Below are 15,300 nucleotides of genomic sequence, written 5' to 3' on the forward strand. Positions count from 1 at the left end.
TAGCGGGGAGGAGGAGGAACAGTAACGCGGGTGCATACCCGGTTTTGTGCAGGCCTTACTTACGCCTGCGGCGGCACCGCCCGGCGCGTCGCCGTCGCACCGCCCGGCGCGTCGCCGTCGTCCGGCCTGTGCCCAATCGATGCCGCTGGATTTGTAGTATTTCGCCCAGGGGCGAACGGAACTTAGGCCAGACTCAGATGCATTGCCCCCTGCTGCATGGGACGATTAGGGAAGATTTGTCTTGCGTAATGCAGGACGCCGCCAGCAGAGGAGTAACTAACGTGCCTGTGGTGACTACCCCCGCAACGTTGCGCCCGGCAACCGGGCCCATGGACAACGCCGAAGTGCTGCGCATCCGCAATGACTTCCCGATCCTCGACCAGGAGGTCAACGGGCACCGGCTTGTCTACCTTGACTCGGGTGCCACCTCCCAGAACCCGCTGAGTGTCATCGAAGCTGAGCAGGAGTTCTACGAGCAGCGCAATTCCGCCGTCCACCGCGGCGCCCACACCCTCGCCGTTGCCGCCACCGACGTCTACGAGCAGGCCCGCGAAACGGTGGCGGCCTTCATCAACGCCCGCTCCAATGAGCTGGTGTGGACCTCCAATGCCACCGAAGGCCTGAACCTGCTGGCCTACTCCTTCTCCAACGCTTCCCTGGGCCGCGGGGGAGAAGCGGCAGCCCGGTTCGCCTTGAAACCCGGGGACGAAATAGTCGTCACCGAAATGGAGCACCACGCCAACCTGATCCCGTGGCAGGAGCTCGCGGCCCGCACCGGAGCAACTCTGCGGTTCATCCCGGTGGATGACGACGGCGGGCTGCGGCTCGAGGAGGCCGAGCACATCATCGGCCCGCGCACCAGGATCCTGGCGTTCAGCCATGCCTCCAACGTGCTCGGCACGATCAACCCGGTGGAGACCCTGGTGGCCATGGCGCACCGCCACGGCGCCCTGGTGGTGCTGGATGCATGCCAGTCCGTGCCGCACCTGCCGGTGGATGTGAAGGCGCTCGACGTCGACTTCCTGGTCTTCTCCGGGCACAAGATGCTCGGGCCCACCGGCATCGGCGCCCTCTACGGCAAGGCCGAACTGCTGGATGCCATGCCGGTTTTCCTCACCGGCGGGTCCATGATCACCACGGTGACCATGGAAAAGGCCGCGTACCTGCCCGCACCCCAGCGTTTCGAGGCCGGAACGCAGCGGATCTCGCAGGCAATGGCCCTGGGCACGGCGGCGAACTACCTCACCGAGACCGGGATGGACCGTATCCATGCCTGGGAAACCACGCTCGGCCAGCGCCTGGTGCAGGGGCTGGAGGAGATTGACGGGATCCGCGTGCTGGGTCCGAAGGCCGGCGAGGAGCGGATCGGTCTGGCGGCGTTCGACGTCGACGGCGTCCACTCCCACGACGTGGGCCAGTTCCTGGACGACCAGGGGATTGCCGTGCGGGTGGGACACCACTGCGCCCAGCCGCTGCACCGCCGACTGGGGCTGGTCTCCACCACCCGTGCCAGTACGTACCTCTACAACACCACGGACGACGTTGACGCGTTCCTTGCCGCGGTGGCCGGCGTCCGTCCCTTCTTTGGAGTGAAGTAAATGAGCTCGGACCTGCAGCAGCTCTACCAGCAGATCATCCTGGAACACGCCAAGCGTCGCCGCGGCGACGGACTGGAAGCGGCCCCGGACGGCTTGGCTTCGGGGGAGTCCCACCAGCTGAACCCCACCTGCGGCGACGAGATCACCCTGCGGGCCGCCGTCGACGGTTCCACCGTGGACGGCATCAGCTGGGAAGGACAGGGCTGCTCCATCTCCATGGCGTCTGCCTCGGTGCTGACCGAACTTGTCGCCGGCCTGGAGCGGGACGAAGTCATCTCGCTGGTGGACGAGTTCCGGACGCTGATGCGTTCGCGGGGCAGCATTGAACCGGATGAGGAAGTGCTCGGCGACGCCGCGGCCTTCGCGGGCGTGGCCCGCTACCCGGCGCGGGTCAAGTGCGCCATGCTCGCCTGGGTTGCCTTGGAAGAAGCGCTGCTGGCGGCTAACTGACGCATCCGACCTCGCGCGGCTGCGCGACGGCGGATGACCCGACGTCGGTGACCCGACGTCGGTGACCCGACGGCGTGGCGGCGTGTCACCGACGTCGGGCGACGCATCCGGTCCGTACGCTGGCGGCATGATCAGCCAACTGGATACCTCCGCCTTCCGTGACCCCGTGCCCGCTGAGGAGATCGCAGCCCAGCGGCCCACCGGTATTGCCGGTCTGGTCACCGGGTCCCGGCTGTTCCTGGCGGGTTTCGCAGCCGCCTGCCTGGCAGTGTGGCTGGTCTGCTCGATGGGCATTGCCGAAGCGACGGTGGACTCCTTTATCCTGGACGCGTCAGCGGTCAATGTGGGATCGGGGATCTTCCTGGCCGGGCTCCTGGCCGCCGCGGTGGGTTTCCTCCTCCAAGGCCGGAAAGAGGATCCGCGGATCACTGCCGCAAAGCTGAGCCGGTTCGTACAGCGGAACGGGCTGTCCTACAAGGCGGACCCCAAGCTTCCCAGGATCGATGCCACCATCTTCGGGGAGGGCCACCATCCGCAGTCCTGGAAGCGGTTCCGCAGCGGACCCGCCCACCCCTTTCCCTTCGAGGTTGCCCATTTCTCCTACCGGACGGGCTCGCAGGCCCGGAACCGGAACGATCGGCCGTCCGTCACAGCCTGGACCTACGCCGCGGTCACCGCGGAGCGGCGGCTGCCCCGGATGCTGCTCGATGCCAAGGGAAACGATCCCATGTTTGGCTCCAGCGTGCCGGTCAGCCTGGCGAAGTCGCAGCAGGTCGCGCTGCCGGAGGACCTGGACCGCCACTTCACCCTGTACGCCCCGGAGGGGCACGAGGCAGCGGCCCTGGCCGTCTTCACGCCGGAGGTCCTGCGCCGGGTGCTCGCTGAAGCTCCGGGGTTCGACGTCGAGACCGTGGACGATTCCATCATCTTCTTTACCCGGAGGGAACTTGATCTGGGCAGCGAAGGAACCTGGGAACAGCTCTCACGGGTCATCTTCGGACCCGGTGCGGTGCTGGTGGGACTGGCGAACGGCCCGGTGTCCGCGCAGCGGTTCGCCAGTGGCGCCGCGCAGCCGGTGCCTCCGGAAGGCCGCACGCTCAAACGCCGCACCCTCACTCCTGCCCTGATCTGGACCGTGGGCGGTTTCGCCGTCCTCGTGCTCGCGCGGTTACTCCTGACCGGACCACTGAACGGACTGATCTAATGGGTTTCCTCGATTTCCTGGACGGTACCAAGCGTGCCGCCAAAGCCTCTGCGGCAGCCGCTGCGGAGGCACTGGCGGCAGAGATAACCGCTGCCCTTCCCGGTGGTGCGACTGTGTCGGCCGATTCCTGGAGCGTTGGCTTCACGACGTACACCGCAGCGATTACCGGCACCCGCCGGGAGCTGCCCCTCCTGGTCTCCCGGTTGAACGGTGCGGTCAACGGGCTGGGCCGCACCGACGATCTGGAGGTGCGGATCGTGGAGTCAGCTGCTCCCGATGCCCTTTTTTCATCGCTGCGGATTATCGGGCAAAACCGGGATGCGGACATGCTGGACTTCCTTGTGCGGACGCACGGGGAGTTGCTGGCAGGGTTCCCCGGGACGTCTGTGCTGGTGGACGGCTCCTACGGAGGCTTTACCGTCAGCGGGGTGGCGCGCGACGACGCCGTGCCCGCCGCCCGCCGCCTGATCAAATGGTGGGAGCACATGCTGGCCGCGGAACTGGAGCACTGGCCGATGTCCGAGGTCGAAATGACTATCGGCGGGACAGCCGAGGAACCGGAAATCAGCTACTCCGTGGCCTTGGATGAACCGGAAGACGATGCTGCACCGGTGCCCCTCGAGGAGAAGCGGCAGGAAGCCCGGCGGGCGGTTGACGCGTGGACCCGGAGCCTTCCTGATCTGGAGGCACTGGCCAAGATCCGGGTCCGCCCCGGCTACGCCGCGCGGTTCAGCTTCACGCCCACGAAGTTCAAGCCGCGGGTGGTTGTGGAGGACCTGGAAACCGGCGACGAGGATGAGGACGAGACCGCCGAGATGGTTGCCGCAATCCGGTTCCACCATCCTGCGTCGACGGTGAAGGGCTGAGTCCCGGGGGCAGTGTCAGGGCCGGCCCATACCGCGGTAGTTCCAACCGGCGGCCCGCCATGCGGCCGGGTCGAGGACGTTGCGGCCGTCGATAATGTTTTTATCCGCAACCAGGGCGCTGACCGACCCCGGGTCAAGGGACCGGTATTCCTTCCACTCCGTCAACAGCACCACGGCATGGGCGCCCAGCAGTGCGTTCCCGGTGTCCGGTTCGTAGTTCAGTTCGGGGAAGCGGCCCTTGGCGTTCTGCAGGGCCTGGGGGTCGGCCACGGTGACGGTGGCGCCCTGGAGCTGCATCTGGGCCGCGGCGCTCAGGGCAGGGGAGTCGCGGACGTCGTCGCTCTCCGGCTTGAAGGCGGCACCCAGGATGGTCACCCGCTTGCCCAGCAGGGAGCCGCCGCAGATTTCGCGTGTCATTTCCACAACCTTGGAACGGCGGCGCATGTTGATGGCGTCCACCTCGCGCAGGAAGGTCAAGGCCTGGTCGGCACCCAGTTCCCCGGCCCGTGCCATGAACGCACGGATGTCCTTGGGCAGGCAGCCGCCGCCGAACCCGACGCCGGCGTTCAGGAAGCTCCGCCCGATGCGCTCGTCCATGCCGATGGCGTCGGCCAGGGCCGTGACGTCCGCCCCCGACGCCTCGCAGACCTCCGCCATGGCGTTGATGAAGCTGATCTTGGTGGCCAGGAAGGAATTGGCTGCGGTCTTGACCAGTTCGGCCGTGGCGTAGTCGACCACCATGCGAGGGGTTCCGGTGGATAAAGGAATGGAATAGACCTCATCCAGTGCGGCGACGGCGGCGGCTCCGGCAGCGCCGTCGGGCACGCCGTAGACAAAGCGGTCAGGGGTTAACGTGTCCTGCACTGCGTGACCCTCGCGCAGGAATTCCGGGTTCCAGGCCAGGACCGCGTCCGGCGCGGTTTCGGCCAGCTGATCGGCCAGCCGTGCGGCGCTGCCCACCGGGACCGTGGACTTACCGGCCACAATGCTGCCCGGCAGCAGGTACGGCGCCAGCCCGGCGACGGCCGCATCCACGTACCGCATGTCCGCGGCGTACTCGCCCTTCCGTTGGGGCGTGCCCACGCAGACGAAGTGGACGTCAGCGCCGGCGGCGTCCGCCAGGTCGGTGCTGAACCTCAGGCGGCCGCTCTCCAACCCTTCCGCAAGAAGCTCGGGCAGGCGGGGTTCGAAGAACGGGGCGCGGCCGGCGGCGAGGTCTGCGATCCGGGCGGCGTCGACGTCGATCCCTACAACATCATGTCCAAGCTTGGCCATGGAAACCGCGTGTACGGCGCCCAGGTAGCCGCAGCCAATAACCGAGAGACGCACTGTTACCCCATAGGTTCGATAGCGGAAGACGGCTACCAGCCTATCCCTTGAGCCGTGTGCGCACGGAACCCAGGGCTGGGAAATTACCTACTGCGCCCATTTCCGGTACTCAGATAAACACTTGTTTTTTATTCAAGGGCACCCAACCACGCATTGCTGGTTCGAGTAGTAAGTGGAATTGAATCCATCGTTTCGGTCTCGTCCGACTGCTAGTCTCCCCATGTGATTCCAAATAACCCAAAAATACTAATTGCGGGCTTGAATTACAGCCCCGAGCCATCCGGCAACGCTCCATATATCTCTGGGTTGGCTACCGGACTTTCCGATAAGGGTTACCAAGTAAGCGTACTTACGGGCTTCCCGCATTACCCGGAGTGGCGGAGGCGCCCGGGATACAAGGGATGGAGCATTTCTGAAGCAATCGGCGGCGTATCCGTTCGCCGGCTAAACCATCTCGTACCTGCCAGGCCTCGGAGCTTCGCAAGGCTCTGTATGGAGGTTTCTTTTGGCCTTCGACTGGCCTTCGCACGCTGGGGTCAGCAAAGCGCGGTCATCCTCGTTAGCCCAGCCCTTTTCGCCACGGGGATCGCTCTGCTCCGCGCACGTATGGCCCCGGCAAAGCCTCCCGTCCTCATCTGGGTGCACGATCTCTACAGCCTGGGCATTACGGAGACCGGAACCTCCGGTTCCGCGGTCAGCCGGGTTATGAAATTGGTTGAATCGAAAATACTGCGGTCAGCAGACCGTGTTGTGGTCGTTCATGAGCGCTTCCGCAATTACGTGACCGGGCAACTCGGAGTGGATCCGCACCGAGTGGAAGTCGTCCGTAACTGGACACACCTCAAGCCGTTTAACCTTGAGGACCGGGCTGCGTCCCGTGCCTCGTTCGGATGGTTGCCGGACGACGTGGTTGTCCTTCATGCAGGGAATATGGGCGCCAAACAGGGGCTGGAGAACGTGGTGGAGGCTGCCCGCGTTGCCTCTCGCGAGGGTAGTGCCGTCCGTTTCGTATTGGTCGGCGACGGCAACCAGCGGAGCCGGCTTGAACAACTCGCACAGGGCGTTGACCAGATCGAATTTGTGGATTCACTTCCCGGTACTCGATTCCAGGAAGCTCTCGCCGCCGCGGACATCCTCCTGGTCAATGAACTGCCGGACGTTAGGGAGATGTCCGTGCCCAGCAAGTTGACCTCATATTTCAGCTCCGGTGTTCCCATACTGGCCGCTACCGACAAGGACAGCGTCACGGCCGAGGAGATCGCTACCGTGCAAGCCGGTATGCGAGTGGCTGCAGGGAGCCCGGTTGATCTTGTACGCGGCGCAGAGGCAATGGCGGCGGACAAGGAACAAGGGCGCCGTTTTGCTGAAAACGGCCGCCGTTTTATGGAAACGACATTGTCGGCGGAGCACGCAGTCGCTAAGTATGGTTCGTATCTCATGCATCTCACTGACCACCATCAGAAGGAACGCATTAAGTAATCGGGGGATTATCTTGTCTAAGCGCGCACTCATTACAGGAATAACCGGGCAGGACGGCTCTTACCTTGCGGAGCTTCTGCTAAGGAAGGGTTATGAGGTGCACGGGCTTATCCGCCGCGCCTCGACTTTCAATACCTCCCGGGTGGACCACCTTTACGTGGATCCACACGACCCCGAGGCAAAGCTTTTCCTGCACTACGGGGACCTCAGTGACGGGTCGCGTCTGGCGACGCTGCTCGCAGGCCTGCGGCCGGACGAGGTCTACAACCTTGCCGCCCAGTCCCATGTCCGTGTGTCCTTCGACGAGCCGGAACATACGGCAGACACCACGGGCATGGGTTCGGTTCGGCTCCTCGAAGCCGTGCGCCTCACGGGAATTGACACCAGGTATTACCAGGCATCGTCATCTGAGATGTTCGGCGCTACTCCACCGCCGCAGAACGAGGACACTCCGTTTTATCCACGGTCGCCGTACGGCGCCGCTAAGGTTTACAGCTACTGGATCACTAAGAACTACCGCGAGGCCTATGGCATGTACGCGGTCAACGGAGTTCTTTTCAACCACGAATCCCCCCGCCGCGGCGAAACGTTTGTCACCCGTAAAATTTCCCGCGCCGTAGCCGCCATCAAGGCCGGGAAGCAGCAGTACCTGTACATGGGTAATCTGGACGCCATCCGTGACTGGGGCTACGCCGCGGAATACGTGGAGGGAATGTGGCGCATGCTGCAGGCCGACGAGCCCGAGGATTATGTGCTGGCCACCGGTGGAAACTACACCGTAAGGGACTTCCTCACCATCGCCTTCGAACACGCAGGGCTCGATTGGGAAGAACACGTGAAGTTCGACGAACGGTACCTTCGGCCCACGGAGGTTGACGCCCTCGTTGGTGATGCCTCCAAAGCACAGGAGAAGCTCGGGTGGAAAGCCACGGTACATACCCCCGATCTCGCCCGCATCATGGTGGATGCTGACACCGAAATGCTCAAGCACTCCGGCCGTAATTGGGTCGATACCGTGAACCTCGAGTCTTGGAATGACTGACATGACGCAGCACTCAATCGCAGATAACACGGGCTTCGAACCCGGCCGCCTCGACCGCGACGCTCCCTTTTACGTCGCTGGACACCGGGGACTCGTAGGCTCGGCCATTTGGCGCAACCTCGAATCCGTTGGTTTCTCGAATCTTCAGGGTCGGACCTCCAGCGAACTGGATCTGTTGGACCGCCCGGCCGTCTTTGAATACTTTGCGGAGACCTCGCCCCGCTACGTGGTCCTGGCGGCAGCGAAGGTGGGAGGTATCCTCGCCAACAATACGTACCCGGTGGACTTCCTGACCGAGAACCTGCAGATCCAGATCAATGTGCTGGACGCCGCACGCGAACAGGGCGTGGAACGTCTTCTTTTCCTGGGATCGTCCTGCATCTACCCCAAGTTTGCCGAGCAGCCCATTCGCGAGGATTCGCTTCTGACCGGGCACCTCGAACCCACCAACGACGCATATGCGATCGCGAAGATCGCCGGAATCATGCACATCCAGGCCGTCCGCCGCCAAGACGGGCTGCCCTGGATTTCAGCGATGCCCACCAGCCTTTACGGTCCGGGGGATAATTTTTCCCCGGAAGGATCCCACGTCCTTCCGGCTCTCATCCGCCGCTATGACGAGGCGGCGCAACAGGGATTGAGCACCGTGACCAACTGGGGCACCGGTTCGCCCCGGCGTGAATTCCTGCATGTCGATGACATGGCAGCTGCCTGCCTGCACCTCTTGGAGAATTATGACGGACCGCAGCAGGTGAACGTAGGAACGGGGTCAGACATCACGATCAAGGAACTCGCCGAACTTGTCGCGGAGGCCGTGGGCTACAACGGGTCCGTGGAGTGGGATACCTCGCAACCCGACGGTACCCCGCAAAAGCTACTCGACGTCTCCAAACTGACCGCCACCGGCTGGACCGCACGGATCCCCTTCGAGGACGGCATTCGGGACACAGTGTCCTGGTACCGGAACCATTTGGCCACACTGCGCAGCTAGCTGGATCCGGGCAGCTCCACCCGGAACGTGCTCCCCGCACCAAGCTCCGAGCTGAACGAAATCCGCCCGCCGTGGGCTTCCACTATCGACTTGGTGATGACCAGGCCCAGGCCCACGCCCGGGATGGCCGCCTTCTTCACCTGGCCGGTGCGGAAGAACTTGGTGAACACGTCCCGCTGGTCGGCCTCACTCATGCCGATGCCGGTGTCCTCCACCTCCAACACCAGATTCCCGTCCTCCATCCGGGAACGGACGGTGACTTTGCCGCCGTCGGGGGAGTATTTGATGGCGTTGGAGAGCAGGTTGTCGAGGACCTGGGAGATCCGGCCCGGGTCCACCAACGCACGCAGCTCCGCTTCGCAGTCACAACCCAGGTCCACGCCGATGGCGGTGGCTCGGGGCCGGGCGGAGTCCAAGGCTACACGCACCAGTTCGGCGACATCGGTTTCGGAGCGCTGCAGGTGCATGGTTCCGGAGGCGGTGGTCAGCAGGTCCGCCACCAGCAGCAGCAGCCGCTCGGCGTTGCGCTGGGCCACCTGCAGGGCGTTCACGAGGTGCCCTGGAAGCCCGGAGGTCTCTTCATCATCGACGACGAGGTCGAGGTAGCCGATGATCGAGGTCAGCGGGGTCCGCAGCTCGTGGGAGACACTGGAGACAAAATCCTCCCGGGCATTGAGTGCATTGACCATTTCTGTGACATCGCTGTACGCCAGTACAGAGCCGGCGAATTCTCCCTGTTCGTGCATGGCGCGGGCGCAGACGGCGAGGGCACGCTGCCGCTCCCCGGTTCCAACCCAGACAATGACGTCCGAAAAAGATTCCTCGCGCATGGCCCGCTGCGAGGGTCTTTGTGCCAGGGGTACCGGTGTGAGCTGGTCCAGACCGTAAATCCGGGCGTCGCTGCCCGTGTCTGCTCCGTCGGTAAGGCCAGCCAACGCATGGTTGATCCGCTGGCGGCTGTTCATCAGGATGGTCCGACCCTCAGCATCTACCGCCATCACGCCCACATCGACCGTTTCCAGCACGGCGTCCAGCAACTGCGAGCGTCGGCGGGTCTCCTGCAGGCTGGCCTGCAGTTCGGTTTCAATCGCCACAAGCCGCTTCTGCTGGGACGTGGTATCCGATTCCATCGTCGAGATCACCACGCCCATGGCAAACATGACGAACGGGATAAGGAGGGGGGCCACCAGATCCTCCCGGGCGGGGAAACCGCCCGCCTGCATGAACAGCGGTGCCCACAGCAGCAACGTGGTGCAGAGATAGCTGAGTATCCATGCCCTTCGCGGCGCAGCGCCGGACCAAGACATCCAGAAAACGGGGAAGACCGCCAGGAAACTAAGCCCGATCACTGAGTTGCGGCCCTCGTAATAGAGGCCGCCCACAACAGCAAAGTCCAGTACGGGGATGCACCAATAAGCCAACGGTGGATACCGTTCCCACGGGACGGCCACGCATGCCAATGTCAGGGCGGCAAGGAGTACCAGCGCAAATTGGAAACTGTCGCTGCGCAATAGATCCGGGGACACGACAGCGGTAATCACGACCGCTATGGCAACCGATATCAGCATCGGCTGCTGGCTCACCAGCAGCCGGCGCCGAAGACTCAATTCATTAAACTGCGATTTGATACCAGGAAGCGTGGCCACTCGGTCTTTGAGACTGGACATGAAAAAAGGGAACCCCCGGATTCCTGTAGTGGTAGCTCAGAGTATAGGGGTGCTCCTGTAGGATACCGAGCAAGGGGAGCGGGGATTCAGAAGGTCTCGCAGGACAGGAAAAAATAAAACATGGAAATTCAACGCGTAGCCGTCATCATCGAGGACGATGCAGATATCCGCGATCTTCTTAACGCAGTTCTGCAGCAATCAGGTTTCAACGTCTTTACTGCCCCGAACGGCTCCGAAGGTGTTGAAGCAGTGCGGCTGCATAATCCCACCGTGGTCACATTGGACCTGGGCCTTCCGGACATTGACGGGTTTGAGGTGATCCGGCAGCTGCGGCAGTTCAGCGATGCCTACATCGTGATGCTCACCGCCCGCGCCGAGGAGCTTGACACCCTTATGGGGCTGGAAGCCGGCGCGGATGACTACATCACCAAGCCCTTCCGGCCCCGGGAACTGCGGGCCCGGATTTCAGCCATGCTCCGCCGCCCCCGCGGAGAGTCTGCAGGCGAAGCCGAGACGCCCGTTTCCGCTGATGCCCTTTCATCCCTCGGCGGAAGCCAGGGAACCACCCCCGCAGCGGTGCAGGTTCCGGCTCCCGCAGCCGCCCCGGGGACGCTTGCCCACAACGGCCTGACCCTGAACCCGGGGACGCGCACCACCGAAATCAACGGCAAGGGCGTAGAGCTGACCCGTACCGAGTTCGACCTGCTGCAGGCGCTCCTTGAGGGTGGCCGCCTGGTGCGGACTAAAACGGACCTGGTCCGGCGGCTGCGCGGCGAGGAGTATGACACCGGATCCTTCATCAGTGACGCCGATGAGCGGACCGTGGAAGTGCACGTCGGCAACCTGCGCCGCAAACTCGGGGACGATTCTAAGGCGCCGCGCTGGCTCGAAACCGTACGCGGCGTCGGCTACCGGCTGGCTCCGCAGGCCTGACCCGCCTGACCCGCCTGGCTCCGGCCGTGGAGCCTCCGGCCTTCGAGCCCCCGGCCCTCGATCCCGGCCCTCGATCCCCCCACCGGCTCCCTTGCCGGCGTGAGTACCGGCTGCGCTGCTAAGTGAGCGCCGGCACGCCGGCAGGGAGTTCGACGGTAAAGCTGGTGCCGCGGCCCAGCGTGCTCTCCACCCGGATGCTGCCCCCGTGCGCCTCGGCGATGTCCTTGCTGATGGCCATGCCGAGCCCGACGCCGGGGATACCCGCCTGCCGAACCGTGCCGGTTCGGAAGAACTTCTCGAAGACATCATCCACGTCGTCCGCGGACATACCCATGCCCGTATCGGATACACGGAACACAGCACGGTCCCCTTCGCGCCACGCGCTGACCGTGACCGTGCCGCCGTCGGGGGAGTATTTGACGGCGTTGGACAGCAGATTGTCCAGTACCTGCGCGATACGGTGCGGATCCGCGAACATCGGCAGCTCTGCCGGGGCATCGTTGACCAGATCGACGCCGGCCTCCCGCGCCCTGGTCTCCGCCGTGCGGAGGCTGTTGCGGATGATCTCCGCCAGGCACATGGGCCGGGATTCCAGCTGAACGGTCCCCGAGGCCGCGGTGAGCAGATCCGACACCAGGCGAAGCAGCCGCTCGCTGTTGCGCAGGGCCACCCGCATTGATCCGGGAATGGTGCCCTGCAGCCCGGTCTCTTCTGCCTCGTCCAGGGCCAGGTCCAGGTAGCCCATGATCGACGTCAGCGGGGTGCGCAGTTCGTGCGAGACGCTGGCCACGAAGTCGTCCTTCGCGGCCAACGCACCAACCATGGCCGTGACGTCGGAGAAAACGATCACCGCACCGTTGAAGCCGCCGGCGTCATTGCGGAGCACGGCCCCCGAGACGTTCATGGCCATCTGGCTGCCGGGCGGGCCCAGCCACAGCTGTAGGTCGTTGAAGTCCGAGCCGCGCAGGGCACGGGCAACGGGACGCTGTTCGAAGGGCACGGGAGTAGTGCGGTCAACTGTGTAGAGGAACAGGTCGCGTTCATGCGGATGTGCCGTGTCCGGCGGCAGCGCCCGTTCCTGCAGCATCCGCTGGCGGCGGTTCATATGCCGCGGCACGCCGTCCTCGTCCACCAGGAGGACACCGACATTGATGGCGTTCAGCACCCCGTCGAGCTGCTGGGATTGCCGTTTGCTCTCCGCCAGCGCGGCCTCGAGCAGCCGGTCCTTATTCTCCAGCGTCTCGCGCTGGGAACGGATGTCTTCGCGCAGCACGGACACGGTGATCGCGACACCCAGGCTGACCAGCGGAACGAGCAGGGGAGCGGAGAGATCCGCGCCGCTGACCGGACCGGACGCGTCCAGGATGAAGGGGTGCCATACGGACAGCAGGGGGCAGAGGAAGCTCAGGTACCGGGCGGCCGGCGGGGAGACTCGGGACCAGGACATCCAGAACACGGGGAAAACGTGGAGGAGGCTCAGCCCGGTAAGGATGCCGGCGCTGCCATGCTGCAGCTGGGCGATGGCCACGAAGTCGAGCAGCGGGATGATCCAGTAGGACGGATACCAGAGCCGGTTCCAGGGGAGGGCGATGCACACGGCGGTGACAACGGCGAGCGTGACCAGGCCGGCCACGAATTCCCGGCGGTGGAAGACCTCAGGCAGCTGCGAGGCGGCAATGGCGCAGATCAGGGCCACAACGACCACCAGCGGTGCCTGGCTCACGGCGGTCCGGTACCGCAGCGGCAGTTCGTGGAACTGGGAGGAAATGCCGAAAAACTTCAGCGTCGACTGCGACAACCGCGACATGCATGACCCCCTCGTAAAACACAACAGGGTCTAACGATACCGGTGGTAAGTCGCAGGCGTGACCGCGCTCACTTCCGCGGCACGGCGGCCGGGATGGGTAGGAGCGGCACTTATGCGGCGGAAAACAGGTCCGACTCGTTCAGATAGGCCATGGTTTCGGCGCCGCAGGTGCGGACGGCGGTCACCATCTCCTCGAGGCCCCGCACATCACGGCGTGCTACGAGGTCCTGCGCTGCGGCGCCAAGGGCCGAGAGCCGTTCGGCTCCGGCCATGTGGCTGGAAATCTTGATGCTGAGGACCACATCCATGGCGGCGTCGAAGTCCCGGCCCTGCACCGCTTGGTGAAGGCGCGTGAACCGGCCCTCCCACATCGATGTGAAGTTGGCGACGAACCGGCGGCAGGATTCCACGCCAACCTGGTCGCTTAGTTCCCGCAATCGGTCCAGGGAGATCAGCCGCGCCTCGAGTTCTTCCTGGGGCGTCATCAGCTGGCGCTCCTGAAGGGCAGGGCGGCGTTGCAATTCCGCGGTAATACTCGTGCAGCGGCGGACGGGCGCGGTGGCCAGACCGGTGGGGGCTGCGGGGGAGTGAGAGACAAACAAAATATCCTTCGGTGTGGGGTCGCCGTCGGGCGGTTCGGTGCCTGATGGAAGCCAGCCGAATACTCCCGGCTGATGCCCTACGGTCTCACCCCAACCTCAGGAAAAGTTGCCTGCAACGCTCAAGATCGAGGCAATATTGCGGGCCGTCGACTAATCGCCCTTCCGGCTGCGGAAGGCATAGACCACCAACGTGCCGAGCGCCGCACCCAGCGAATTGGCGATGACGTCGTGGATGGTGGCGTAGCGGGCCGGCAGGAACACGTGCTGCCCGGCTTCGATGGCGCAGGAGGCGGCCATGCCGACGACGGCGCCCAGCCAGGCGAAACGTTCGGTGAGGCAGGCGGCGGCCAGGACACCGAAGGGAACAAACAGGACCACGTTCGCGACGGACTCTAAGAGGGTGTAGTTGACCCATCCGGGCATGCCTCGGCTGTTCAGGGCAGCCAGGACTGCGCGCAGGGTGCCGGCCGGTCCGGCATCCACCGGGGAAGGCCAGAACGTGATGAGAGCCAGGGCGACTATATAGAGCAGGAAAAGGCCGGCCAGCCTGCGTCGTCGTTGTGTCCCCGGAATGATCACGTTCATCGGTAGCGGCGCTCCCAGGCGAGGAGGTTGCCCACCGCGGGACTCAGCTCGCGGACCATCTGCTGGTAGACGGCGTCGCTGCGGCGGTACGGGTCCACTACGTCGTCCTCCTGCGGTCCCACCGGATGGGCGCTGCGCAGCCGCAGCACCTTGGCCGTTGCGGCCTGCCAACGGTCGACGGCAGTGGCATCGGGGTCCGCGTCGACCAGCGGGAGCAGGCGGGCCAGCTCGCGCAGTGTGAAGGTGCGCCGCAGAAACGCCGGGGCGAGTTCCACGATCTTGCTCCGGTGGGCCCGGGTCATGCCCAGCACGAGGTCCTGGCCCTCGAGAATCTCCGCAGAGAGCTGCCGTGCGGCGAAGCCGGCGGAGTCGCCGCCGAAAATGTTCACGAAACCGGCCACATGAGGCTCGATGCCGGATCCGACCAGGGCACCGGTGCCTGCACTGGTGACTTCGAATTCACCGGGGGCAACGCTGTCCAGTCCGGCCTGCAGCAGGCGCTCGGCCATCGGGGAGCGGCAGATGTTGCCGGTGCAGACAGTCAAGATTCGGAACGGAGCAGCGGTGGGTCTCATGTCCTCAGGCTTCGGATAGGGCTGGTTCCCGGGCCGGATACGGCCGGTTGTGCTGGTGTTGAGGCTACCTTGTGTGGCGCTTGAGCTTTGCCGGAATGTTGCATGAACCCTGTGTTTGGGTGGCGTTGTTTCTTGAGGGGAGGGCGGCAAAGTAATACCCAGCGGCGAGGAA

14 protein-coding genes are annotated in these 15,300 nt (G+C 64.4%); 8 read left to right on the plus strand and 6 right to left on the minus strand.

The window, feature by feature from the left end:
- Nucleotides 1–281: 281 nt before the first annotated feature.
- The 4 genes from N2K99_RS04795 to N2K99_RS04810 all read left to right on the plus strand — a co-directional run bounded on the left by N2K99_RS04795 (nucleotide 282) and on the right by N2K99_RS04810 (nucleotide 4,118).
- On the plus strand, nucleotides 282–1,598 hold the full coding sequence (locus tag N2K99_RS04795) for a cysteine desulfurase (protein WP_308036435.1): 1,317 nt from the start codon (nucleotides 282–284) through the stop codon (nucleotides 1,596–1,598).
- A complete protein-coding gene (gene sufU / locus N2K99_RS04800) occupies nucleotides 1,599–2,048 on the plus strand; it encodes a Fe-S cluster assembly sulfur transfer protein SufU (protein WP_227934033.1) in 450 nt (149 codons plus the stop codon).
- 127 nt (nucleotides 2,049–2,175) lie between these two features.
- Complete coding sequence (locus N2K99_RS04805; protein ID WP_227934034.1) at nucleotides 2,176–3,252, plus strand: hypothetical protein; 1,077 nt, start codon at nucleotides 2,176–2,178, stop codon at nucleotides 3,250–3,252.
- Complete coding sequence (locus tag N2K99_RS04810; RefSeq protein WP_227934035.1) at nucleotides 3,252–4,118, plus strand: hypothetical protein; 867 nt, start codon at nucleotides 3,252–3,254, stop codon at nucleotides 4,116–4,118. Before N2K99_RS04805 ends, N2K99_RS04810 begins: the two co-directional genes overlap by 1 nt.
- A 15-nt stretch (nucleotides 4,119–4,133) precedes the next feature.
- On the opposite strand, the gene N2K99_RS04815 is transcribed toward N2K99_RS04810, so the two are convergent.
- Complete coding sequence (locus tag N2K99_RS04815) at nucleotides 4,134–5,447, minus strand: UDP-glucose/GDP-mannose dehydrogenase family protein (RefSeq protein WP_227934036.1); 1,314 nt, start codon at nucleotides 5,445–5,447, stop codon at nucleotides 4,134–4,136.
- Between the two features lie 222 nt (nucleotides 5,448–5,669).
- Between N2K99_RS04815 and N2K99_RS04820 the strand changes: the two genes are divergently transcribed.
- From N2K99_RS04820 to N2K99_RS04830, 3 genes are read left to right on the plus strand one after another with little or no spacing between them, the layout of a single operon-like run.
- Nucleotides 5,670–6,926, plus strand: coding sequence for a glycosyltransferase family 4 protein (locus N2K99_RS04820; RefSeq protein ID WP_227934037.1), 1,257 nt, complete (start codon nucleotides 5,670–5,672; stop codon nucleotides 6,924–6,926).
- Nucleotides 6,927–6,939: 13 nt separating this feature from the next.
- Nucleotides 6,940–7,968 (plus strand): GDP-mannose 4,6-dehydratase, encoded by a 1,029-nt coding sequence (gmd, locus tag N2K99_RS04825; RefSeq protein WP_227934038.1) that lies wholly within the window; start codon nucleotides 6,940–6,942, stop codon nucleotides 7,966–7,968.
- 1 nt (nucleotide 7,969) lies between these two features.
- Nucleotides 7,970–8,959, plus strand: coding sequence for a GDP-L-fucose synthase (locus N2K99_RS04830; RefSeq protein WP_260554876.1), 990 nt, complete (start codon nucleotides 7,970–7,972; stop codon nucleotides 8,957–8,959).
- Here N2K99_RS04830 and N2K99_RS04835 read toward each other — a convergent pair.
- Nucleotides 8,956–10,566, minus strand: a complete 1,611-nt coding sequence (locus tag N2K99_RS04835) for a cell wall metabolism sensor histidine kinase WalK (RefSeq protein ID WP_227924318.1) — start codon at nucleotides 10,564–10,566, stop codon at nucleotides 8,956–8,958. The genes N2K99_RS04830 and N2K99_RS04835 overlap by 4 nt on opposite strands.
- Nucleotides 10,567–10,746: 180 nt before the next feature.
- Here N2K99_RS04835 and N2K99_RS04840 point away from each other — a divergent pair, with 180 nt between their 5' ends.
- The gene (locus N2K99_RS04840) at nucleotides 10,747–11,559 is read left to right on the plus strand and encodes a response regulator transcription factor (protein ID WP_227924319.1); all 813 of its coding nucleotides are present in this window, start codon (nucleotides 10,747–10,749) and stop codon (nucleotides 11,557–11,559) included.
- A 118-nt stretch (nucleotides 11,560–11,677) separates the two neighbouring features.
- Here the strand turns inward: N2K99_RS04840 and N2K99_RS04845 are convergent, their stop codons facing one another.
- From N2K99_RS04845 to N2K99_RS04860, 4 genes are all read right to left on the minus strand, one after another.
- Nucleotides 11,678–13,366: a cell wall metabolism sensor histidine kinase WalK gene (locus N2K99_RS04845; RefSeq protein WP_227934040.1), complete on the minus strand. Its 1,689-nt coding sequence runs from the start codon at nucleotides 13,364–13,366 to the stop codon at nucleotides 11,678–11,680.
- A 110-nt stretch (nucleotides 13,367–13,476) separates the two neighbouring features.
- Nucleotides 13,477–13,851 carry an Hpt domain-containing protein gene (locus tag N2K99_RS04850; protein WP_227924321.1) on the minus strand — a complete coding sequence of 125 codons (375 nt, stop codon included), beginning with the start codon at nucleotides 13,849–13,851 and terminating at the stop codon, nucleotides 13,477–13,479.
- A gap of 267 nt (nucleotides 13,852–14,118) precedes the next feature.
- Nucleotides 14,119–14,553 carry a VanZ family protein gene (locus tag N2K99_RS04855; protein ID WP_227934041.1) on the minus strand — a complete coding sequence of 145 codons (435 nt, stop codon included), beginning with the start codon at nucleotides 14,551–14,553 and terminating at the stop codon, nucleotides 14,119–14,121.
- Nucleotides 14,550–15,128 (minus strand): low molecular weight phosphatase family protein, encoded by a 579-nt coding sequence (locus N2K99_RS04860; RefSeq protein WP_227934042.1) that lies wholly within the window; start codon nucleotides 15,126–15,128, stop codon nucleotides 14,550–14,552. Before N2K99_RS04860 ends, N2K99_RS04855 begins: the two co-directional genes overlap by 4 nt.
- Nucleotides 15,129–15,300 lie beyond the last annotated feature (172 nt).

Origin of the sequence: Arthrobacter sp. zg-Y1110, from assembly GCF_025244865.1 — a bacterium.
Classification (GTDB): Bacteria; Actinomycetota; Actinomycetes; order Actinomycetales; family Micrococcaceae; genus Arthrobacter_B.